A 20572-nucleotide genomic window follows, 5' to 3' on the forward strand; every position below is an offset into this window, starting at 1 on the left:
GCTGAGGGTCCTCCGCGGGGGGACGGCAGAACCCCGCGGTGGAGACAAGGGTGTCCACCGCGGGGTTCTGGTCAGGGGCGGGGTGTCAGCGACCGCCGAACAGCTTGCCGAAGAAGCCGGCGCCGGCGCCGGCGCCGACCTCCTGCTGGTGGCCGGAGCAGCGCTGGGAGCTGGGCACGCCCTTCATCACCTGGTCGACGTGCTGGCCGCAGCCAGCCCAGGTCGTCTTGCCACAGGTCTTGCAGTTCACGGCACGGCACATGGATAGGGTCCTCTCGACGGGGTGATCGGGTGCGATCTGTCGTCCAGAATACCCCAGGGGGTATACGTGGTGCAAGATCGCGTCCCGCGCGGCGGAGCATCGACCGGGCGGGGTCGGGGCACTCTCGGCCGGTTCCTGACACGGGGACGGCCGCCTCCCTGCGGGAACGCCGGGACGCTGGTCAGGAACCGGCTGCAAGTGCCGGGTCTCGTCGTCGGGCCGGGGTCAGCCCTCCGCGATGACGACGAAGTTGGCCTCGGTGTGCCCGTCGGCCTGGTAGCCCAGGACGGGGTCGCAGGTGATGATGGCCAGCCGGGGGACGTCCGGGTGACCGCCCCAGACCGTCAGCGAGCGGGCAAGGGCGTCCTTGTCGACCGCCGACGTGCTGGTCACGGTGAAGGAGCGGGTGGAGCCGTCGGCGTAGCCGACCTCCACGACGTCACCCGCGCCCACGGAGGGCAGCTGGGCGAAGGCGTCCGGCGTGCCCTCCCAGGTCACGTGGGCAGCGACGACGGAGGTGCCCACGTCACCGGGACGGACGCGGCCGTTGCCGGTGAACCAGATGATCTCGTTGCGCCCCGGGTTGATCGTGCCGTCGGGAGCCAGGCCCTGCGGGACGATGGCCCCGTCGACCCCGCCGCTGGCGATGCGGATCCAGGCCGGCTCGTCCACCGGCCGGTCGACGGCCCCCGCGTCCGCCCCGCCGCCGGGGGCGGCGGGGGCGGCGGGCGAGCCGCCGCCGGACGTCGGGGCGCCCGCCGCGGTCGATCCCGGTCCCGCGGCGGAGGCGGTCCAACCGTGGACGCCGACCGACCCGGCTGCTGCTTCGTCGGCAGGGGTCGCGGCCTGGTCGGTCGACCCGGTCGGCCGCTCTCCCGTCGACGTGGCCGACGGCGCTCCCTGCTCCTCGGACGTGAGCGGACCCGTCGACGTCACCGGTGGTGTCGAGGTCGAGGCGAGGGTCGGCTGCCCGTCGCGCAGCAGCGTGGAGAGGAGGAGGGCGGCCGCCACCAGGGCGACGACCAGTCCGCCGACCACGAGGACCAGCGGGGGGACCGCGCCGTGCGCGCGGTCCCCCCGCCGACGACCTGACGGCATGTCGCCGCTCAGTGCTCCTGGCCGCGGCGACGCAGGCCGAGACCGGCGAGCGCCAGTCCAGCGGCAGCGACGGCTGCCAGCGGCAGCACCGCGTTGACGCCCTTCGTCGGGACGTCGGTCTGCACGACGGGGCCGACCGGCGTGCCGGCGTCGTCACCGGGGCCACCGGGGGTGCCGGGCTTGGCCGGGTGGGTCGGCTCGGCGGGCTTCGTCGGCTCGGCGGGCTTCGTGGGCTCGGGCTCGGTGGGCTCGACCGGCTTGGTCGGCTCCGCGGGCTTCGTGGGCTCGGGCTCGGTGGGCTCAGGCTCGGTGGGCTCCTCGGGAACGTCACCCGTGCAGGCGATGACGTGCGAGATCTCCTTGCCGGACTTGTGCTCGAGCGTCTTGCCCGCCGCGACGTTCAGCTTGACGTCGTCCGGGTCCTCGGTCGACTGCTCGGACCCGGCGTTCAGGATCACGGCCACGTAGTCCACCTCGGCGGTCCACGTGCCGTCGTTGTAGTCGTCGGCCACCTTCTCGCACTCCACGTTGGTGAACCCGTACTCGGCGTACTCACCGTCCGGGTCCATCAGCACCGGCTCCCACCAGCCCGCCTGGTTGGGGGTGTGCGTGTCGGCGTGGGCGATCGTGCCACCACCGGCGACGAGGAGGCCGACGGCGATGGCGCCGACCCCGCGACGGAATGTCGTGCTCATGTACTTCCCCTTGCATCGTGCGCCTGTCGGCGCGTGTGTCGTTGTGGCACACCCCAGGATGTGCATGGCACACCGGAGGTGTACGGACGTCGGTGGACCCCCACACCTGGTTCGGATCGTACCCAACATCGGTGGCCCCGTCGCACCGGAAGGCCGGGCCTGGGGATGCCGCTGGCTAGGGTGTCGCCCATGAAGCTCGCCGACCTCGTCGTCGCCCTCGATGCCCAGCTGGCCGACACTGTCGACCACCCGCGGGGGCTGGAGGTGACCGGGGTCAGCCACCAGGCCGCCTGGATCCGGCCCGGCGACCTGTTCGTGGCCGTCCGGGGGGCGCGCTTCGACGGGCACGGCTTCATGGACGAGGCCATCGAGCGCGGTGCGGTCGCGGTCGCGGGCGAGGGGCTGCCGCCGGGGTCGGCCTGCAACGTCCCCTACCTGACCGTGGGCGACGCCCGCGCCGCGCTGGCCGACGCCGCCACCGAGGTGATGGGCCGTCCCAGCGACGCCCTCACGGTCGTCGGGGTCACCGGCACCGACGGCAAGACGACAACGTCCTGCCTGGCGCTGCACCTGCTGCGTGCCACCGGGGCGCAGACCGGCCTCCTGTCCACGATCGGCTACGAGCTGCCCGACGGGGTGCTGCGGCAGCCGCCGTCCCACTTCACCACCCCCGAGGCGCCCCAGGTCCAGCACATCCTGCGCGACATGGTCCGGCACGGCGCGACCGCCGCCGTCGTCGAGTCCTCCAGCCACGCGCTGGCGCTGGACCGGGTGCGGGGCGTCTCCTACGACGTGGCCGTCTGGACCAACCTCACCGGGGAGCACCTGGACTTCCACGGCTCGATGGAGCAGTACTTCGCCGACAAGGCCAAGCTGGTCCGTCGTGCCGCCCACAGCGTCCTCAACGTCGACGACGGGCCCTGGTTCGACCAGCTGGTGCCCCTGGCGACCGGGGGCGGGCGCACGTGCACGACATACTACTCCGCGGAGGGGACGGAGGCCGACTGGCGCGCGACCGACGTGCAGGAGGGGGCGTCGGAGATCACCTTCACCGTCCACGGGCCCGAGGGGGAGATGCCGGCGCGGCTGCCGATGATCGGCCGCTTCAACGTCGCCAACGCCCTCGCGGCCATGGCCGGGGTGGCGGCCACCGGCGTCCCCCAGCGGGCCGTGGTGGAGGCGCTGGCCTCGTTCGGCGGGGTCGCGGGTCGGATGGAGATGCTCGAGCGCCAGGATGGTGATCCGCGGGTGATCGTGGACTTCGCGCACACGCCGCCGAGCCTGGACAAGGCCCTGGAGACCGTCCGCGTGACGACGGAGGGGGACCTGTGGGTGGTCATCGGTTCCGCCGGGGGACCGCGGGACCCCTCCAAGCGTGCGCCTCTGGGGGCGGTCGCCACGCTGCGCGCCGACCGGGTCGTCTTCACCGAGGAGGACCACCGGGACACCCCGCTGCGGGACATCCTGGCGGAGATGGAGCGCGGCGCCCGCGAGGCCACCCCTCCGCGGGAGAACTTCGTCTCCGTCGGGGACCGGCGGGAGGCGATCCGGTATGCCGTGCGCGAGGCTTCCGCGCAGGACACCGTGCTCCTCGCGGGCAAGGGTCCGGAGGAGACCTTGGAGCGGGACACCACGACGATCCCCTGGGCCGAGATCGAGGAGGCCCGCGAGGCGCTGCGGCTGCGCAGAGGCGTCTGAGGCAGCCGTCCTGGGCGGCGTGACCGACAGCAGGACATGGCTCCTGCAGCGGGTTGCAACCCGCTGCAGGAGCCGTTTCCCGCTGTAGGTCGTCGGGGCGGGTCGCTCCCGTCGCCCCTGTCGCCCCTGTCGCCCTCGGCCGACCTCAGCCGTCGAAGGCCGCCAGGACCTCCTCGCGGGGGACCTCGGCGACCGAGCCGTGCGTCCAGCGCGGGGTGCGGTCCTTGTCGACCAGCTGGGCGCGCACGCCCTCGGCGAAGTCGGGGTGCCCGGCGAAGGTCGCCCCGAGCCGCAGGTCCTGGGCGAGCACCTCCTCCAGCGTCATCGACGCCGCCCGGCGCAGCGCCTCCAGGGTGACCGCGACCGAGAACGGTGACCGGGCGCTGACCGTCCGGGCGGCCTCCTGGGCGGCCGGGTCGGGGTCCTCGCGCAGGCGCTGGACGATCGCGGCCGCGTCGTTACCGGCGTAGCACCGGTCGATCCAGGCGCGGTTCTCCGCGAGCCAGGAGGTCTCCTCGGGCTGCCCGACCGCCTCCGCCACCTGCGCGGCGGTCGCACCGGGCCGCTCCCGTAGGACCTCCAGCACGCTGTCCTGGGCGTGCGAGGGCACGAGCGCGTCCGCCATCCCGAGGACGAGGGCGTCGGCCCCGCCGACCGGCTCACCCGTGAGGGCCACGTGGGTGCCGGTCTCCCCGGGGGCCTGGGCCAGCGGGTGGAGCCCGCCCACGTCGGGGAAGAAGCCGATGACCACCTCCGGCATCGCCAGCCGGGTCCGTTCGGTGGCCAGGCGCAGCGACCCGTGCGCGGAGACCCCGACACCCCCGCCCATGACGATCCCGTCCATCCAGGCGACGTAGGGCTTGGGATAGGAGGCGACGAGGGCGTTCACCGCGTACTCCGCCCGCCAGTAGTCGACCGCCTCCTCCTGCTGTCCGGCCAGCACCGCCTCGCGCAGGGCCCGGACGTCGCCCCCGGCGCACAACCCGCGCTCGCCGGCCCCGTCCAGCACGACGGCGGCGATCCGGTCGTCGTGGGCCCAGGCGGTCAGCTGCTGGTGCAGGGAGTCGATCGAGGCCCGGTCCAGGGCGTTGATCGCCCGCGGCCGGTTGAGGCGGGCGCGCCCGAGGGGGCCGTCCACGGCATACAGCACCTCCGCCCCCTGGCCGGGTGCGGGCTCCCAGGACAGCTGCTCCTCGCCGTGGCTCATGCCGGCCCACTGTAGCCACGCACGTAGACTCCCCGGCATGGGCAAGGCATCACGCAGGAAGCGGCAGACCGACGGCGCACCGAAGACGACGAAGCGGGCACCGTTCGTCGCGCGCCCGTTCGAGGGGCTGGCCGACGAGGCCGACTGGGTCGCGATGCGGGAGATCCTGCCCGCCGCCACGGCGACGATCACCGTCGTCGCGCCCGAGGGACTCGAGGTCGACGGGACGGCGGTGCCCTCCGGGAAGCGCGAGGTGACGCTGGTGACGGTGCTCCCGGGGGCGATGCCCGCCGTGCACCGCGACAACGGCGACGTCCTCGTGGCGATGCAGTCGCGCACCTCCAGCGGCGACGCCTCCCGCGACGTCGCGCAGTCCCTGCTCACCGCCCTGGTCTCCGCGCCGGGCAGCTCGGTCACCTCGGTGCGACCGGCCACCGCCGACACCCCCCGGATGCAGGACCTGGTGGCCGAGGGGCAGCGCCTGGAGGTGCAGGTGCAGGAGGACTTCGGCTTCTGGCTCGGCGAGGACGCCACCGAGGAGCAGCGGGCCGCCCTGGAGCAGATGAACGAGAACGCCGTGCCGATGGAGCGGGTCGAGGGGGCGCCGTCGGCGTACTGGTGCCTGATGACCGGCCGCGCCTACGTCCGGTGGATCCTCGGCGAGGACGAGGACACCGCCACCCGCGCCGTCGCACGGCTGCAGGCGGCCGGTGAGCACACGCTGGGGGAGGACACCAAGCTGCTGGGGGCGTTCCGCGCCAACGGGCTGCTCGTGCCCGTCATCGAGGTCGACCCGCAGGCCGAGCCGTCCTCCCACGCCGAGGCGCTGGCCGCGCTGCAGGGCCGTTACGAGAAGGCGGCCGCCTCCGACGAGCCGCTGACGCTGCCGGAGCGCAAGGCCCGCGACGGCCTCGTCTCCCGGCAGGTCACCCTCCGCTGAGACGGGGTATGACGTGGGGCCGGGAACGGCGTCGACGGGGCCCGGGCAGGAGCCTGCCCCGCGCGTGACGGCTCCCGTCCCGCAGGCGCAGGACCTGTCCGATGCCCCGGGCCTCCTCGATGACCCGGGCCTCGTCGACGCGCTGGGCCTCGATGCCCCGGGCATCGTCGACGCGCAGGACCCACATCTCCTCCCGGAACCGCAGGGTCCGTCCGACGTGACCGGCCTCCCTGTCGGGGTGGTCGCCGTCGTGCCCGCCAAGGACGAGGAGGAGCGGGTCGCGGCCACCGTCGAGGCCCTTCGCCGGGTGCCGGGGGTCCTGCACGTGGTCGTCGTCGACGACGGGTCCATCGACCAGACCGCGGCCGTGGCCGAGTGGACCGGTGGGGTCGAGGTGGTCCGGCACGACCGCAACCGGGGCAAGGCGGCCGCCATGACGACGGGGGCGCAGGCAGCCGGCAGGCTCGTCCCCGGAGCCCCGGTGCTCTTCGTGGACGCCGACCTGACCACGTCCGCCGGCAACCTCGGCCCGCTCGTCGCGGTCGTGCTGGACGGGACCGCGGACATGACGATCGCCGTCCTGCCGCCGCAGGACCGGCCCGGGGGCGGCTTCGGGGTCGTGGTGCGCACCGCCCGGGAGGGGATCCGCCGGCTGACCGGCTGGGCACCGACCCAACCGCTCTCCGGTCAGCGGTGCCTGACCCGAGAGGCGCTCGACGACGCTCTGCCGCTGGCCCACGGCTGGGGGGTCGAGGTCGGGCTGACCGTGGACGTCCTGCGCGCGGGGGGACGGGTCATGGAGGTGCCGTGCGAGCTGCACCACCGGGTCACCGGCACGGACTGGAGCTCGCAGGTGCACCGCGCCCGCCAGCTGGCCGACGTCACCCGGGCCCTCGCCGAGCGCACCGGACCCGCCGAGCGGGCGAAGGAGCAGGTCGAGGAGCTGCGGGACGCCGGGGCCCGGCGCATCGCCGGGACCCGGTCCGCCGGTGCGGCGCGCGCCCGGGCGGCCCGGACGTCCGCTCGGTCGGCGGTGTCCTCCGCAGCCTCAACCGTGGCGTCGAGGGTCGACCGCGGCCGACGCGCCCTTCCCCGCCCGCCCCGGCGCGACGGCACCTGGCACGAGCTGTAGGTCCTCGCCGGTCCCACCGGCCGGATCGGGAGGTCCGGCACGACCGGCCAGGTCGTCGGGGTCGACACCGACGCCGAGGAGGCTGAGCGCGCCCGCCAGCAGCACCGTCAGCGCGAGCGCCACGACGGCGATGCCGGAGTCGTTGAGCACCCACCCCAGCACCATGGTGACGACCCCGGCCACGAGCGCCCGGTACATCCCCTCGTGCCGCCACAGCGCCGCCGCCCACCCGGGCCGCCGCCGCACCGCGACGGCGAGCAGCACGAGGGCGAGCACCGCCAGCCAGGACAGGGGGTAGGCCAGCAGGATGCCCAGGGACTGCTCCAGCTTGCGGGTGACCACCTCCAGCGCGGTGCCGTCGAGCACCCGCTGCACGAAGTCCCCCAGGTGCGTCCGCCGCCCCGGGCCGCGGGTCCAGTCCAGCAGCATGACCGTGGCGGCGACGCCGAGGCCGGCCAGCCCGAGCAGAGCCAGCACCCCGACGGACCACCGGACCCGCAGCGCCGCCAGCGCCATCAGACCGGTCGCGACGACGAGCGCCGGGACACCCCCGAAGTCTGCACCGGCCTGGGGGGCGGCGTTCAGGACCACGGCCGCCGCACCGAGGGCCAGGACGACGGCCGCGGCGCGTCGGCTCCCGTCGGACCGGGCGGTGCCCGGTCGGCCACCGTCCGGCCTGGCCGCCGCGGCTCGGACACCGTCCCTCCTGGCCGCCGCGGATCCGACATCGTCTTTCCTGGTCGCCGCGAATCGTCCACCACCGGTCGCGGCTGCGGCGGGTCCCGTTCCGTCCGTCCCGCTCGGGCGGGGTCCCGGCCCGATCACCGCGGCGGCCAGCACGAGGTAGGAGCCCAGGACGATGCCGAACCCCACGTTCCCCTGCCCGTAGAACCGGCCGGCCGACACCGGTTGCAGCCCGAGCACCGACACCAGCCCCAGCCGGGCCGACCAGAGCAGGTCCGTGCCGACCACGGCGAGGGTCACCGCGGCCACGACGGACGCCGGGCCCAGGGGTACCACCGCCACGGGCCGGCCCAGGACAGCGCCGTCAGCAGGCCGACCATGACGAGCACGCCGACGGCGAGGGCGGTGACCGGGAGGGGGAGCTCCCACCACGGCACCGGACCGGTCAGGAACGTGGCGACCGGGATCGCCATCACCGCCGTCGCCACGACCGCCGTACCGGGAATCCGCGTGCGGGATCCGGTCCGCTGCCGACGCCCCCGGACGACGCTCACGACCAGCAGGACGAGCAGCACGGCGGCAACAGCCCCCAGCACCCACGGCGCCCCTGCCTTCGCCAGCGTGATCCCCGCCGCCAGGGCCCTCGCGTCCTCGACGTGGCCGGGGTCGGGGACGTCCGCGGCGTCCCGCGACCCCTCCTCGACCGCCACGGCCGGCTGACCGGCGACGGCGTCGGGGAAGGGCTCCTCCACGCCCGCCAGGTGCAGCACGGTCGCGGTGAGGTCGGTGAGCTGGACCAGGCTGCGTTGCTGGGTGGAGCCCGACGTGAGCGCCGATCCGCCCTCCGACGACCCGGCCGCGTGGACGACCAGGGCCATCGCCTCGGCCCGCTCCTCGACGTGACCGAGGCCGGCGACGACGACCGTGGCGTCGTCCGGCAACCCCTCCACGATCTCGGCCACGGCCTCGGTGTCCGCCGGTGCGGTCGACAGGAGGTGGACGGAGCAGTCCGCGACCAGGTCGGGGGACGGGCTCGCGTCGTCGCCCTGCCCTCCTGCCCCCGTCCGGTATGCCGACACGCGGCCGTCCGCGTCGGCCGCCGCGAGCGCGGCGAGCGGGTCGTAGGCGGCCACGCAGGAACCGTCGCCGAGCATCTGGTCGGCGAGGGTTCCGAGCTCGGTCCCCAGCGAGCGGCGTGCGGCCTGGTTGGTCCACCGCGCCCAGGAGGCGGCGTCGACGACGGCCCCGTCGCCCTGCGGTTCCACGAGGTCCTCGGGCAGCACCGGGACCGAACCGTCGGTCCCGGCTCCGTCGCGCAGCTCGGCGTCGACGCAACCGTCCACGTCCGTGGCGGCCCGCTGGCCGGCGCCCAGCGTCAGCCAGGCGTCCGCGGCGCAGGTCGTCTCGTGGATGCCACGCAGCACGAGGGCGGCGGCACCGCCCTCGGCGGCGAGCGTCGGGAGCGCGGAGGCCGCCGACGGGGCAGGGCCGTCCCCGTTCCCGTCCTGGAGGGCAGGAACCAGGTCCCAGGTCAGGCCGGGGACCCCGACGACGACCACCGGCCCCGGTGCCGGCGGCGGTGCTGCCGGCGGAGCCTGGGCTCTGGGTGCCACCCCGACGGCCGCCAGCACGGCGGCGAGCAGCCACACGAGAAGGACGCCCAGCGCCAGGCCGGTCGCCCCCCGGCCCTGCCCGCTGCGTGCCACGCCACCACCTCCTCGGTCGTCGACCGCATCGTCCCACGGCCCGCCCGGGCAGGACCTGACGACGGTCGCTCCGGCTCGGTGGTGGCCGACGGGCGCTGAGTCCCCGTTGTTGCGTGTCGCGTGCTGCACGGGCCGGCCCAGCACGCGGGACACGCCGCAGCGGCAGCGCACGGTGCGCGACACGCCGGTGGGTGGGTGAGGAGGACGGCATACCCTCAGTCCGTGGACCGACCCGACCCCGAGACGCTGGCCTGGATCGCCGCTGCCGTCGCAGTGCTGGCGCTGCTGCTCGCCGCGGTCGCCTGGCGGCGCCTGCGGGTGCTCGACCGTCAGGTGCGCAGGCTGGTGGCGGCCGGGGTCCCCTCGACGCCGGAGGGGGATCGGCTGACGGCGGTCGAGGAGGAGACGGCCCGGCTGGGCGCGGAGGCCTCCCAGGCGCTGCGGCACGTGGCGGTCGTGCGCTACGACGCCTTCGGGGACATGGGCGGGCGGCTGTCCTTCAGCGCGGCCGTCCTCGACGACACCGGCGACGGCCTGGTGATCAGTTCGATCCACGCGCGGGGGGAGAGCCGGACCTACGCGAAGGGCATCGTCGACGGGGGGTCCGAGGTGGTGCTGACACCTGAGGAGCGGCAGGCGATCGACGCTGCCCGGACCGGGTCGCCGGACTGATCCGCGCCGGCACCGACCCCTGGCCTCAGCTCAGCGCCGCGGCCTTCCGGTGGCCGTGGGAGCGCCGGTGGGACCGCTCCTGCGCGGGCAGGCGGACCACGAGGCTGCCCGGCTGGGTGAGCACCCGCATGGCGATCGCCTCACCGAGGGTGTCGCCGTCGATCTCGATCTCGACGGGCTTGTCGGAGACGACGCGCACCTCCTTGGCCTGCAGGTGGTCGACCCGGCTGTGCCCGACCCGCTGACGGGTCACCAGCTGGGCGAAGGTGGCGCCCCAGCCGACGATCCCCTCGGGGGAGAGCAGCACGGCGTCCACGCTGCCGTCGTCGGCGACGGCGTCGGGCAGCAGCTCCATCCCGCCCTGCAACCGGCCGACGTTGCCCACCACGACGCTGCGCACCTTGCGCCGCAGGGGCGGGCCGCCGTCGAGCTTGACGGCCACCGTGAACTGCGGGCCCTTGAGGTGCTGCAGACCGGCGACCAGGTAGGCCAGCCAGCCCACCCTCGCCTTGAGCTTCTCCGGCGCCGCGGCCATCACCTCGGCGTCGAAGCCGAGGCCGGCCATGACGAGGAAGACGTGCTCCTCGCGGACGTCCTCGCTCGAGCGGTCGTCGACGGCGTCGGAGAAGTCCAGCGTCTTCGCCGGGTCGGTCTCGTCCGCGACCCGGGCGGCGATCTGCGCCGACGTCGGGCGCACGAGGTCCAGGTGGCAGGTGTCGATCCGGGCGTCGTGCCCGGTGAGGGCGATCCGCAGGCACTTCTCCAGGGAGTCGACCGGCAGGTCCAGGTTGCGGGCCAGCAGGTTGCCCGTCCCTCCCGGCAGCAGGCCCATCGCGACGTCGGTGCCGGCCAGCTCGGCACCGACGGTGCGGACCGTCCCGTCACCGCCCAGCGGGCAGACGAGGTCGACGCCCTCCTCGACGGCCTGCCGGGTCTGGCCGGTCCCGGTGTCCTCGGGGGTGGTCTCCAGCCACAGCGGGTCGGCCCACCCCTCCTCGTGGCAGATCTTCGTCACCAGGGCCCGGACCTTGTCCACGTCCTCGAACTTGGTCGGGTTGACGACGATGGCCGCGCGGCGGCCACCCCCCTGCTCGTGCTCGCTCACTTCGTGCCCTTCTCGGAGTCGGTCGTCGGGGACGTGCTCGGCGGGTCCGGAACGGACCGGCGCCCCCGCCCGGCCGGAACCGGCCGGACCGCCCTCGCCTCGGTCACCGCGAGCCAGGCCGCCAGGGCCGTGAGCCCGGCGACGAGGAGGACGGCGACGGCGAGCATGACCCAGCTCGGTTCGCTCTGCATACCTCCACGGTATCGGCCCCCGGGGGGTGGTCCGACCGTGGCTAGGCTGGGCCCATGATCGACATCCGCGACCTGCGCGCCGACCCGGACCGTGCGCGTGCCTCCCAGACCGCGCGGGGCGAGGACCCCGGCGCGGTCGACGCCGCGCTCTCGCCGCCGACGAGCGGCACCGCTCCGCGCTGGCGGCCTTCGAGTCCGCTCGCGCGGAGCAGAAGAGCTTCGGCAAGCAGGTGGCCCAGGCCAAGGGGGAGGAGAAGCAGGCGCTGGTCGCCCGGGCCCAGGAGCTGTCCGCCCGGGTCAAGCAGCTGCAGGCCGAGGCCGACGAGGCCGCCACCGAGCGCGCGACCCAGATGCGGCGGATCGGCAACCTCATCATCGACGGTGTCCCCCCGCCGGCGGGGAGGACGACTTCGTCGTGCTGGAGGAGGTCGGCGCTCCGCGGGACTTCTCCGCCGAGGGCTTCGAGCCGCGCGACCACCTCGAGCTCGGGGAGGCGCTGCGCGCCATCGACACCGCCCGGGGGGCCAAGGTCTCCGGCGCCCGGTTCTACTTCCTCCTCGGGATCGGCGCCCGGCTCGAGCACGCCCTCATGGGCCTGGCCCAGCAGATCACCCAGGAGGAGGGCTTCGTCCCCGTCGTGCCGCCGACCCTCGTGCGCCCGGCGACGATGGACGGGGCCGGCTTCCTGGACGCGCACGCCGACGAGGTCTACCGGCTCGAGGCCGACGACCTCTACCTCACCGGCACCTCCGAGGTGGCGCTCGCGGGCCTGCACGCCGACGAGATCGTCGACCTGTCCGACGGGCCGCTGCGGTATGCCGCCACCTCCACCTGCTACCGGCGTGAGGCAGGGTCCTACGGCAAGGACACCCGCGGCATCTTCCGGGTGCACCAGTTCACCAAGACCGAGATGTTCGTCCACTGCCGCCCCGAGGACGCCGTGGCCGAGCATGCCAACCTGCTGCGGATCGAGCGGCGCATCCTCGACGCCCTCGAGCTGCCCTACCGGGTCATCGACGTCGCCGCCGGCGACCTCGGCGGGGCGGCCGCGCGCAAGTACGACTGCGAGGCGTGGATCCCCACCCAGGGCCGCTACCGCGAGCTGACGTCGACGTCCAACTGCACGACCTTCCAGGCCCGGCGGCTGGCGATCCGTGAGCGCGACCCCCAGGGCGGCGGCACCCGGACCGTGGCCACGCTCAACGGCACCGCACTGACGAGCACCCGCCCGATCATCGCCCTCCTGGAGAACCACCAGCAGGCCGACGGGTCCGTGCACGTCCCGGAGGCGCTGCGCCCCTTCCTTTCAGGTATGGAATCGCTCACCCCCGCGGGGGACTGACCTCGGGCAGGGCCTCCCACTCGGCCCAGGACAGCTCGCGGCCGGGGTAGCGCACCCGGTCGAAGGGCCACCGCGCGGCCAGCCAGACCGGGACCGCCTCGTCCAGCGCGGCCTCGGCGGGCGTGCCGACCAGGTCGTCGACGACCCACCAGGAGACGTCGGCGTCGGCGCCGACCTTCTCCGGCGGGTCCACGTAGACGCAGCCCAGCAGCGCCGACTCCGCCTCGTCGGGGAAGAGGGCGTAGTTGAACGACCGGTGCTCGGCGATCTCGCGCTCGTGCCGCGCCAGGTCCTCGCGGTCCTGCTCGAGCGTCATGGTCGCCGGGGGCCAGCCCCAGACCTGCCCGTACATCTCCCACAGGCGCTCGCGCGACCCCATGACGGCGGGATGGTCGATCTCGACGTCGGCGGCGCGGATCGGCCGGAGGTGGTGGCCGGTCCGCAGGTCCAGCCGGTCAGGGTGCCGCCAGTCGTCCGGGAGCCAGTCCATGGGTCCAGCGTGCCCCCGGACCGGCAGGAGGGCCAGGGCTCGACCCGCTTCTGGTCCGTGCGTCTCCGACCCGCGGCGGAGGCCCGGCCCGGTGGGGTCTCCGCCGTGCGGCCGAGGCGGAGGCGGGCGGCTGCGGCATACCCTGGCCGGATGATGCGGGTGGCCCGGTGGTTCGGCGTGGACGTGGAGTGGGAGCGGCCCTCTCCGGATCGACGCGCGGTCGTGCGGGACGTGTGGCTGGCGGTCCTGGCCCTCGTCGTGAGCGTCCTGGGTGCCGAGCTGCTGCGCAGCCTGGGCGCGTTCGAGGACGAGCGGCTGGGGGTGGGCTGGCAGTACGTAGGGATGGTCACCGCGGCCGCGCTCGTGGCGATCCGCCGCAGCCATCCCGTGCTGGTCACCGCCCTCGCCGGGGTGCACATGCTGGTCCTGGGACTGCTCGTGCCGATGACGATGAGCACCCTGCCGATGCAGGCGCTCTACTTCTTCCTCATCTTCTCCGGGGTGGCCTGGGCCAAGGACCGCCGGGCGCTGCTCGCGGCCGTCGGTCTCATGCTGACGCTCATGGCCGCCTGGCTGGCATGGACCTTCGCCCTGGGCCGGGGCCTGGAGCAGATGCTCAGCTCGTTCGGGTCCGAGACGGAACCGGGGGCGGGGTTGTTCACGCCGGTGACCGGCATGGTCGGCTACACCCTCCTCGTGAACGCGATCTTCTTCGGCGGGGCCATCGTCCTGGGGCAGGTCGCCTGGGAGGGTGCGCGACGCACCGCCCAGGTGGTGGAGCAGGCCAGCACGATCGCGGCCCAGGCCCGTCGGCTGCGCGACCAGGCGGTCGTCGCGGAGCGGCTGCGGATCGCCCGGGAGCTGCACGACGTCGTGGCCCACCACGTCTCGGTCATGGGGGTTCAGGCGGCGGCCGCCCGACGGGTGATGGGCAAGGACCCGGACGCCGCGGCGGCCTCGTTGTCCTCCGTCGAGCAGTCCTCCCGCGACGCCGTGTCCCAGATGCGGGGCCTGCTCGGCACGCTGCGCAGCGACGGGGAGGGTGACGGAACGGTCGGCGTCGGGGACGCCGGGGGGAGTGCCGGTGGCGGGAGCGCCGGAGAGGGGGGTGTCGGAGGCGGGAGCGCCGGTGAGCCGGCGGCGGGCGGCCCCGGGACGGCGGCCGAGGACCGCACCCCCCAGCCCACGCTGGCCGACCTTCCCGAGCTGGCCCGGCGCGCGAGCACCCCCACCTGCGAGGTCGTCGTCGACGTGGTCGAGGCTGCGGACGGCGCGGCGGCGCGGGTCGCGCCCCCGCTGCAGCTCACCGCCTACCGGGTGGTGCAGGAGGCGCTGGCCAACGTGCACCGGCATTCCACGGCGCGCTCGGCCCGGGCCGTGGTGCGGGTCGACGAGGCCGCGGGATGCCTGGAGGTCGAGGTCGTCGACGACGGGACGGCCCGCGGAGGCACCGCCGGCACCGGCCTGGGCCTGATGGGGATGCGGGAGCGGGCCTCCCACCTCGGTGGCCGGGTCGAGGCAGGCCCGCGCCGCGGACGGCCCGGCTGGCGGGTGTTCGTGCGGGTCCCGCTCTCCGGGACCCCCGGGCCGGACGGGCCGGGGTGCGCCGTTCCGGCAGGCGGGCGGACCGGGGACGAGAGGACCGGGGCCGTGCGGGCCGAGGCTGGGCAGAGCCTCGTCGCGAGGGCCGAGGGTGCGGGAGACGACGCTGCTCCGGCCGGGGCGGTGCGGACCGTGGCCGTCCGGACCGGGTCCGGTCGGGCCGGGGCCGTCCGGTGAGCGTCCGCGTGCTGCTGGTCGACGACCAGCCCCTGCTGCTGCAGGGCTTCTCGATGATCCTGTCCGTCGAGGACGACCTGGAGGTCGTCGGGCAGGCGACCGACGGCGAGCGGGCGGTGGCCGCCGTCGCCGAGCTGGAGCCGGACGTGGTCCTCATGGACGTGCAGATGCCGCGGCTCGACGGCATCGAGGCCACCCGCCGGATCGTGGCCGACCATCCGGGGGTGCGGGTGGTCATCCTCACCACCTTCGACCGGGACGACTACCTCTTCGACGCGCTCACGGCCGGGGCGAGCGGCTTCCTGCTCAAGAACGCCGACCCCGACGACCTCGTCGACGCCGTCCGGGCGGCCGCGCACGGGCACGCGCTGCTGGCCCCGGAGGTGACCCGGCGGGTCATCGAGCGCAGCACCGGGAACGGCGCGGGGGAGGCCGCCGGGGGTGCCCCGGGCGGGCCGTCCGCGGCGGGGGACGGCGCCCCGGCGGCGCGCGACGCCATACCCCTTCCGTCGTTGACCCAGCGCGAGCGGGAGGTGCTCGTCCTCGTCGCGCGGGGGCTCTCGAACGCCGAGATCGCCCGCGAGGCCTACGTCAGCGAGGCGACCGTGAAGACGCACGTGTCCAACGTGCTCGCCAAGCTCGGGGTGCGCGACCGGGTGCAGGCGGTCGTGGCCGCCTACGAGGCGGGGCTGGTCGCACCGGGGGCCTGACCAGCTCCCCAGGAGGGAACCGTGCGGCGGGGCTGGTCGCGCCGGGGCCCCGACCCCCTCCCAGGAGGGAGCCGCGACCAGGGGGTGCGACCCCGGACGGACGCGGATCTCGCCCGCACGGGCGATGTGCAGGGGCCGGAGCCGGACTAGCGTCGAGCAGGACACGACGACACGGGACGACCGGGCCACGCCGCCCGGACCCCGACCACAGGAGGGCGGACGAGTGCTCGAGCTCAGGGGACTGACCCGGCGGTACGGCGACGTGCTGGCCGTCGACGAGGTGGGCTTCACCGTGCCGCGCGGCGCGATGGTCGGCTTCGTCGGCGGCAACGGTGCCGGCAAGACCACGACGATGCGGATGGTCATGGGGGTGCTGGCCCCGACCGCGGGGGAGGTGAGCTGGCAGGGCCGTCCGGTCACCGCCGCCGACCGGGCCCGGTTCGGTTACATGCCGGAGGAGCGGGGCCTGTACCCCAAGCAGCCGGTGCTGCCCCAGCTGACCTACCTGGGCCAGCTGCACGGGATGAGCGCCCCGGCCGCCCGGGAGCGCTCCCGCGAGCTGCTGGAGCGGTTCGGCCTCGGGGAGCGGGTCAAGGACAAGCTGGAGACCCTCTCGCTGGGCAACCAGCAGCGGGCCCAGATCATCGCCTCGGTGCTGGGCGACCCGACCCTGCTCGTCCTCGACGAGCCGTTCTCCGGCCTGGACCCCTCCGCGGTGGACCAGATGAGCGAGCTGCTGCGCGAGCACACCGCGCGGGGGGTGCCGGTGCTCTTCAGCTCCCACCAGCTCGAGCTGGTCGACCGGCTCTGCGACTCCATCGTCGTGCTGCACCAGGGGACGGGTGGTCGCGCACGGCTCCGCGGAGCAGCTGCGGGCCGGCGCCCCGCTGCGCTACCGGCTCACCATGTCCGGCGACACGGGCTGGGTGCGGGGCGTGCCCGGGGTCGAGGTCCTCGACGTCGACGGGCCGTCGGCCGTGCTCGCCCCGGCCGACGAGCAGGTCGCCGAACGGCTCCTCGTCGACGCCGTCGCCCGCGGCGGCGTGCGCGAGTTCGCCCGCATCGTCCCGACCCTGTCCGAGATCTACCGGGAGGTGGCCTCCGTATGAGCACCACGCAGACGACCAGCAGCACGCTCGGCACGGACCCGGCCGGCACCCCCGCCGGTGCCGGTGCCGCCGGGAGGTCCCCGGCGGCCGACGCCGGGCGGGCGACGCGCCGCGCACCCTGGACCCTCGTGGCCGCCCGCGAGGTGCAGGTGCGGCTCACCGACCGGACCTTCCTGCTGTCGACGGTCTTCACCGTCGTGCTCATCCTCGGCGCGATGGTCGTGCCGGCCCTCTTCGCCGGCGGCGGGACCGACTACCGGGTCGCCACCTCCGGTCCCGGGGCCACCTCCGTCGTGGAGCGGGTGGACCCCGCGGCCATGGGCGCGCTGTCCTTCGACGGCGAGGAGCCGACGGTCGCGGCCGAGGAGGTCGCGGACCGGGCGGCGGCCGAGGAGGCCGTCCTGGCGGGCGACGTGGACATGGCGCTGGTCGGCGCCCCGGGGGAGTGGGAGGTGCTCGTCGACGGCGGGCCCCCGTCCTCGCTCATGAGCGCGGTGTCCGACGTCGTGCGCACCGACGCCCTGGCCGCCAACGCGGAGGCGGCCGGGACCAGCGTGACCGAGCTGACCGCCGGCACCGAGGTCCGGCTGACCGACCTGGCCGAGGCCACCGACGACGAGGGCATGTCGGAGCAGGTGAGCTTCCTGCTCGGCTTCGGCTTCGCCTTCCTCTTCTACATGGCGGCGATCATGTTCGGCATGCAGATCGCCAGCTCGGTGGTCGAGGAGAAGCAGTCGCGGATCGTGGAGATCCTGGCCGCGGCGATCCCGGTCCGCCAGCTGCTCATGGGCAAGGTCGCCGGCAACACCCTGCTGGCGTTCGGGCAGATGGCCCTGCTGGTCGCCACCGCCCTCGTGGGGCTGACCTTCACCGACCTCGACGTGGCGCTGCCCGGGCTGGCGGAGGCGATCGGCTGGTACCTGCCCTTCTTCCTCCTCGGCTTCGTGGCCCTGGCCTGCATCTGGGCCGCGGCGGGGGCGCTGGCCTCCCGGACCGAGGACCTGCAGTCCACGACGATGCCGCTGACGATGGTCCTCGTGGTCGCCTTCATCGCCGCCCTGAACCTGCAGGGGGTATGGCGTGAGGTCGCCTCCTTCGTGCCGCTCCTGTCGACCCTCCTGATGCCGCTGCGGATCCTGGAGGGGGACGCCGCCTGGTGGGAGCCGGTCCTCGCGCTCGTGCTCGTGGCCCTGTTCTGCCTGGTGACCATCCTCGTGGGGACCCCGCTCTACCAGCGGGCCCTGCTGCACACCTCGGGCAGCCTCAGCTGGCGCAAGGCGCTGCGGCTCTCGGAGTGAGCGCCGGCGGCCCGCTGCCGTCGGGCCGCGTTAGGGTGCCAGGGTGAGCAGCCCCGAGCCCGCCGGCACCACGGCCGAGCCCCGTCACCCCGTCCGTGACCAGCGGCTGCTCGTCGGCCTGGACGTCGACGGGACCGTCCTGCACCACGACGGGACGCTCTCGCCCCGCGTGGTGGAGGTGGTCCGCCGCCTGGACGCGCTGGAGCACGTCGAGGTGGTCATCGCCACCGGCCGGTCGGTCGTGGCCACCCTGCCGGTGATGGAGCAGCTGGGCCTGCTCACCGAGGGGCGGCTGACGGTCTGCTCCAACGGAGCCGTCACGGTCGAGGTCGACCTGGGGTCGGAGCGCGGCTTCCGCCTCGTCGACGTCGTCACCTTCGACCCGGCCCCCGCGGTCTCCCTCGTCCGGCGCGAGCTGCCCGGGGCCTCATCGCGGTGGAGGACATCGGCGTCGGCTTCAAGGTCAGCACCCCCTTCCCCGACGGGGAGCTGTGGGGCGACGAGACGGTCGTGCCGCTGGAGGAGCTGCTGGCCGAGCCGGTCACCCGCGTCACCTTCCGCGACCCCAGCTCCACCTCCGAGGAGTTCAGCGAGCTCGTCGAGCGGATGGGCCTGCACGGGGTCAGCTACGCCGTCGGCTGGAGCGCCTGGCTGGACCTGGCGCCCGAGGGCGTGTCCAAGGCCTCGGCCCTGGAGCAGGTCCGCCGTCACCTGCACGTCGAGCCCTACCGCACGGTCGCCGTCGGCGACCAGCGCAACGACTGCGAGATGCTCGTCTGGGCCGCGTGCAGCTATGCCATGGGCCAGGGCCCGCCGGAGGTCCTGGCGGCCGCCGACCGCGTCACCGGTCCCGTCGAGGAGGACGGCCTGGTGGACGCGCTCGAGGAGGTCCTGGCCGAGCTTGCCTGATCCTCTGGTCATCACCCGCCCGCCAACCCCCGGGTCAAGGCGCTCGCCGGCCTGCGCCGCCGCCGCACCCGGGACGCGGAGCGGCGCACGCTCGTCGAGGGCTACGAGGAGCTCGACCTCGCGCTGTCGGCCGGGGTCGTGCCCGAGGCGCTCTACGTCTGCCCCGAGCTCATGGGGGACCGGGCGCGGGCCTCCGACGTGCTGGAGCGTGCGGGTCGCCTGGGGACCGAGCTGGTGGAGCTGTCCCGCGCGGCCTTCGAGAAGGCTGCCTACCGCGAGGGGCCGGACGGCTTCCTGGCCGTCGTGCCCACCGTGGACCGCCGCTGCGCCGACCTGGACCTGCCGGCGGACCCGCTGGTCCTGGTGTGCCAGTCGGTGGAGAAGCCGGGCAACCTGGGGGCGATGCTGCGCACGGCCGACGCCGCCGGGGTGGACGCGGTGGTCGCGGCCGACCCGGTGACGGACTGGGGCAACCCGAACACCGTGCGGGCCTCCAAGGGGACGGTCTTCGCGGTGCCCGTCGCCTCGGACAACACGGCGACCACGCTCGCCTGGCTGCGCGCGCACGGCATACCCCTCGTCGCCGCCACCCCGGACACCGAGACGGAGCACACCGCGGTCGACTGGACCGGGGCGGTGGCCGTGGCGGTGGGCACCGAGAAGGAGGGGCTGACCCGGGAGGTCCTGGACGCCGCCGACCACCGGGTCCGGATCCCGATGGTCGGGCGGGCCGACTCGCTCAACGTCTCGACGTCGGCCGCGATCCTGCTGTACGAGGCCGTCCGCCAACGGCGGGACCGGGGCGGCTCCTGACCGTCCTGTGGCGTGTGCCACGATGACGACATGCGCATCGACCACGTGAGCTACGCCGCCGGTCCTGAGGGTCTGCAGGAGACGGCGGAACGGTTGGGGGAGCAGCTCGGGGTCTCGCCGGTCGACGGTGGGGTCCACCCGCGGTTCGGCACCCGCAACGTCATCCTGCCGCTGGCGGAGCAGCGCTACCTCGAGGTCGTCGTCGCCTGCCTGGACCACCCGGCCTCGGACAAGGCGCCGTTCGGCCAGGCCGTCAAGGCACGGTCCGCCCGCGGCGGCGGCTGGATGGCGTGGGTCGTCGCGGTCGACGACCTCGGTCCGGTCGAGGAGCGGCTGGGCCGTGGTTCGGTCGAGGGCAACCGGCACACCCCCCAGGGCATTGACCTGCGCTGGCGCCAGATCGGCGTCAAGAACGTCATCGACAACGGCAACCTGCCGTTCTTCGTCCGGTGGGAGTCGCCGGCGCAGGACCACCCGAGCCAGCTCGCCGAGTCTCGCGCCCGGCTGGCCGGTCTGACGATCGGCGGCGAGCCGCCGATCGTCCGCGCCTGGCTCGGGCTGGGCGACGCCCCGGAGGGGGCCTTCGAGTCGCAGGTGGAGTTCGGCTTCGTCGAGGACGACGCCTGCCCGTGCCTCTACGAGGTCACCTTCGAGACGCCCGAGGGACGCGTCGTCGTCTGAGGCCGCCGCCCGGCCGCGCCGGTGAAGGTTTCGGCGCTGGATGGCCGCGAC

Annotated in this window: 19 protein-coding genes and 4 pseudogenes; 13 read left to right on the forward strand and 10 right to left on the reverse strand. The window is 74.7% G+C overall.

What is annotated here, in order from left to right; translation table 11 throughout:
• Positions 1 to 85: 85 nt before the first annotated feature.
• The 3 genes from ACQ95T_RS01440 to ACQ95T_RS01450 form a co-directional block, all read right to left on the reverse strand.
• Positions 86 to 262: a hypothetical protein gene (locus ACQ95T_RS01440; protein ID WP_425943033.1), complete on the reverse strand. Its 177-nt coding sequence runs from the start codon at positions 260 to 262 to the stop codon at positions 86 to 88.
• Between the two features lie 225 nt (positions 263 to 487).
• Positions 488 to 1360, reverse strand: a complete 873-nt coding sequence (locus tag ACQ95T_RS01445; RefSeq protein ID WP_425943034.1) for a class F sortase — start codon at positions 1358 to 1360, stop codon at positions 488 to 490.
• Positions 1361 to 1368: 8 nt separating this feature from the next.
• Positions 1369 to 2055, reverse strand: coding sequence for a hypothetical protein (locus tag ACQ95T_RS01450; protein ID WP_425943035.1), 687 nt, complete (start codon positions 2053 to 2055; stop codon positions 1369 to 1371).
• Positions 2056 to 2244: 189 nt separating this feature from the next.
• On the opposite strand from ACQ95T_RS01450, the gene ACQ95T_RS01455 reads away from it, so the two are divergent.
• Positions 2245 to 3753: a UDP-N-acetylmuramoyl-L-alanyl-D-glutamate--2,6-diaminopimelate ligase gene (locus ACQ95T_RS01455; RefSeq protein ID WP_431473425.1), complete on the forward strand. Its 1509-nt coding sequence runs from the start codon at positions 2245 to 2247 to the stop codon at positions 3751 to 3753.
• 145 nt (positions 3754 to 3898) lie between these two features.
• Here the strand turns inward: ACQ95T_RS01455 and ACQ95T_RS01460 are convergent, their stop codons facing one another.
• Positions 3899 to 4960: an enoyl-CoA hydratase/isomerase family protein gene (locus tag ACQ95T_RS01460; RefSeq protein WP_425943037.1), complete on the reverse strand. Its 1062-nt coding sequence runs from the start codon at positions 4958 to 4960 to the stop codon at positions 3899 to 3901.
• A 37-nt stretch (positions 4961 to 4997) separates the two neighbouring features.
• On the opposite strand from ACQ95T_RS01460, the gene ACQ95T_RS01465 reads away from it, so the two are divergent.
• Positions 4998 to 5900 (forward strand): DUF5926 family protein, encoded by a 903-nt coding sequence (locus ACQ95T_RS01465; RefSeq protein WP_431473426.1) that lies wholly within the window; start codon positions 4998 to 5000, stop codon positions 5898 to 5900.
• Here the strand turns inward: ACQ95T_RS01465 and ACQ95T_RS01470 are convergent.
• Positions 5887 to 6087, reverse strand: a complete 201-nt coding sequence (locus ACQ95T_RS01470) for a hypothetical protein (RefSeq protein ID WP_425943039.1) — start codon at positions 6085 to 6087, stop codon at positions 5887 to 5889. The genes ACQ95T_RS01465 and ACQ95T_RS01470 overlap by 14 nt on opposite strands.
• A 30-nt stretch (positions 6088 to 6117) precedes the next feature.
• Between ACQ95T_RS01470 and ACQ95T_RS01475 the strand changes: the two genes are divergently transcribed.
• Entirely contained in the window at positions 6118 to 7032 is a 915-nt protein-coding gene (locus tag ACQ95T_RS01475; RefSeq protein WP_425943040.1) for a glycosyltransferase, read from the forward strand.
• Here the strand turns inward: ACQ95T_RS01475 and ACQ95T_RS01480 are convergent.
• A complete protein-coding gene (locus ACQ95T_RS01480) occupies positions 6949 to 8058 on the reverse strand; it encodes a hypothetical protein (RefSeq protein WP_431473427.1) in 1110 nt (369 codons plus the stop codon). The two genes, ACQ95T_RS01475 and ACQ95T_RS01480, sit on opposite strands and share 84 nt — an antisense overlap.
• Entirely contained in the window at positions 8013 to 9422 is a 1410-nt protein-coding gene (locus tag ACQ95T_RS01485; protein ID WP_431473428.1) for a hypothetical protein, read from the reverse strand. The genes ACQ95T_RS01480 and ACQ95T_RS01485 overlap by 46 nt, the downstream gene beginning before the upstream one ends.
• Positions 9423 to 9644: 222 nt before the next feature.
• Between ACQ95T_RS01485 and ACQ95T_RS01490 the strand changes: the two genes are divergently transcribed.
• Positions 9645 to 10094 (forward strand): DUF4446 family protein, encoded by a 450-nt coding sequence (locus ACQ95T_RS01490; RefSeq protein ID WP_425943042.1) that lies wholly within the window; start codon positions 9645 to 9647, stop codon positions 10092 to 10094.
• A 25-nt stretch (positions 10095 to 10119) separates the two neighbouring features.
• On the opposite strand, the gene ACQ95T_RS01495 is transcribed toward ACQ95T_RS01490, so the two are convergent.
• Together ACQ95T_RS01495 and ACQ95T_RS01500 are read right to left on the reverse strand one after the other, a co-directional pair.
• The gene (locus ACQ95T_RS01495; RefSeq protein WP_425943043.1) at positions 10120 to 11199 is read right to left on the reverse strand and encodes a diacylglycerol/lipid kinase family protein; all 1080 of its coding nucleotides are present in this window, start codon (positions 11197 to 11199) and stop codon (positions 10120 to 10122) included.
• Positions 11196 to 11390 (reverse strand): hypothetical protein, encoded by a 195-nt coding sequence (locus tag ACQ95T_RS01500; protein WP_425943044.1) that lies wholly within the window; start codon positions 11388 to 11390, stop codon positions 11196 to 11198. The genes ACQ95T_RS01495 and ACQ95T_RS01500 overlap by 4 nt, the downstream gene beginning before the upstream one ends.
• A gap of 54 nt (positions 11391 to 11444) precedes the next feature.
• Between ACQ95T_RS01500 and serS the strand changes: the two are divergent.
• Positions 11445 to 12732, forward strand: a pseudogene (gene serS, locus ACQ95T_RS01505) (serine--tRNA ligase).
• Here serS and ACQ95T_RS01510 read toward each other — a convergent pair.
• Positions 12713 to 13222, reverse strand: coding sequence for a hypothetical protein (locus ACQ95T_RS01510; RefSeq protein WP_425943046.1), 510 nt, complete (start codon positions 13220 to 13222; stop codon positions 12713 to 12715). The pseudogene serS and the gene ACQ95T_RS01510 sit on opposite strands and share 20 nt — an antisense overlap.
• A gap of 150 nt (positions 13223 to 13372) precedes the next feature.
• Here ACQ95T_RS01510 and ACQ95T_RS01515 point away from each other — a divergent pair, with 150 nt between their 5' ends.
• From ACQ95T_RS01515 to ACQ95T_RS01550, 8 genes and pseudogenes are all read left to right on the forward strand, one after another.
• A complete protein-coding gene (locus ACQ95T_RS01515) occupies positions 13373 to 15001 on the forward strand; it encodes a sensor histidine kinase (protein WP_425943047.1) in 1629 nt (542 codons plus the stop codon).
• A gap of 53 nt (positions 15002 to 15054) precedes the next feature.
• The gene (locus ACQ95T_RS01520) at positions 15055 to 15711 is read left to right on the forward strand and encodes a response regulator (protein ID WP_425943114.1); all 657 of its coding nucleotides are present in this window, start codon (positions 15055 to 15057) and stop codon (positions 15709 to 15711) included.
• Between the two features lie 223 nt (positions 15712 to 15934).
• Positions 15935 to 16820: pseudogene (locus tag ACQ95T_RS01525) on the forward strand (ABC transporter ATP-binding protein).
• A 188-nt stretch (positions 16821 to 17008) separates the two neighbouring features.
• Positions 17009 to 18118 (forward strand): annotated as a pseudogene (locus tag ACQ95T_RS01530) (ABC transporter permease); the annotation flags it as partial.
• Between the two features lie 178 nt (positions 18119 to 18296).
• Positions 18297 to 18380: pseudogene (locus ACQ95T_RS01535) on the forward strand (hypothetical protein); the annotation flags it as partial.
• Between the two features lie 173 nt (positions 18381 to 18553).
• A complete protein-coding gene (locus tag ACQ95T_RS01540) occupies positions 18554 to 19027 on the forward strand; it encodes an HAD family hydrolase (RefSeq protein WP_431473429.1) in 474 nt (157 codons plus the stop codon).
• A gap of 51 nt (positions 19028 to 19078) precedes the next feature.
• Positions 19079 to 19840 (forward strand): TrmH family RNA methyltransferase, encoded by a 762-nt coding sequence (locus ACQ95T_RS01545; RefSeq protein ID WP_431473882.1) that lies wholly within the window; start codon positions 19079 to 19081, stop codon positions 19838 to 19840.
• A gap of 30 nt (positions 19841 to 19870) precedes the next feature.
• Positions 19871 to 20521 (forward strand): VOC family protein, encoded by a 651-nt coding sequence (locus ACQ95T_RS01550; protein WP_431473430.1) that lies wholly within the window; start codon positions 19871 to 19873, stop codon positions 20519 to 20521.
• The last annotated feature ends 51 nt before the right edge of the window (positions 20522 to 20572 follow it).

It is taken from the genome of Ornithinimicrobium carbonis (assembly GCF_050703245.1).
Lineage (GTDB): Bacteria > Actinomycetota > Actinomycetes > Actinomycetales > Dermatophilaceae > Ornithinicoccus.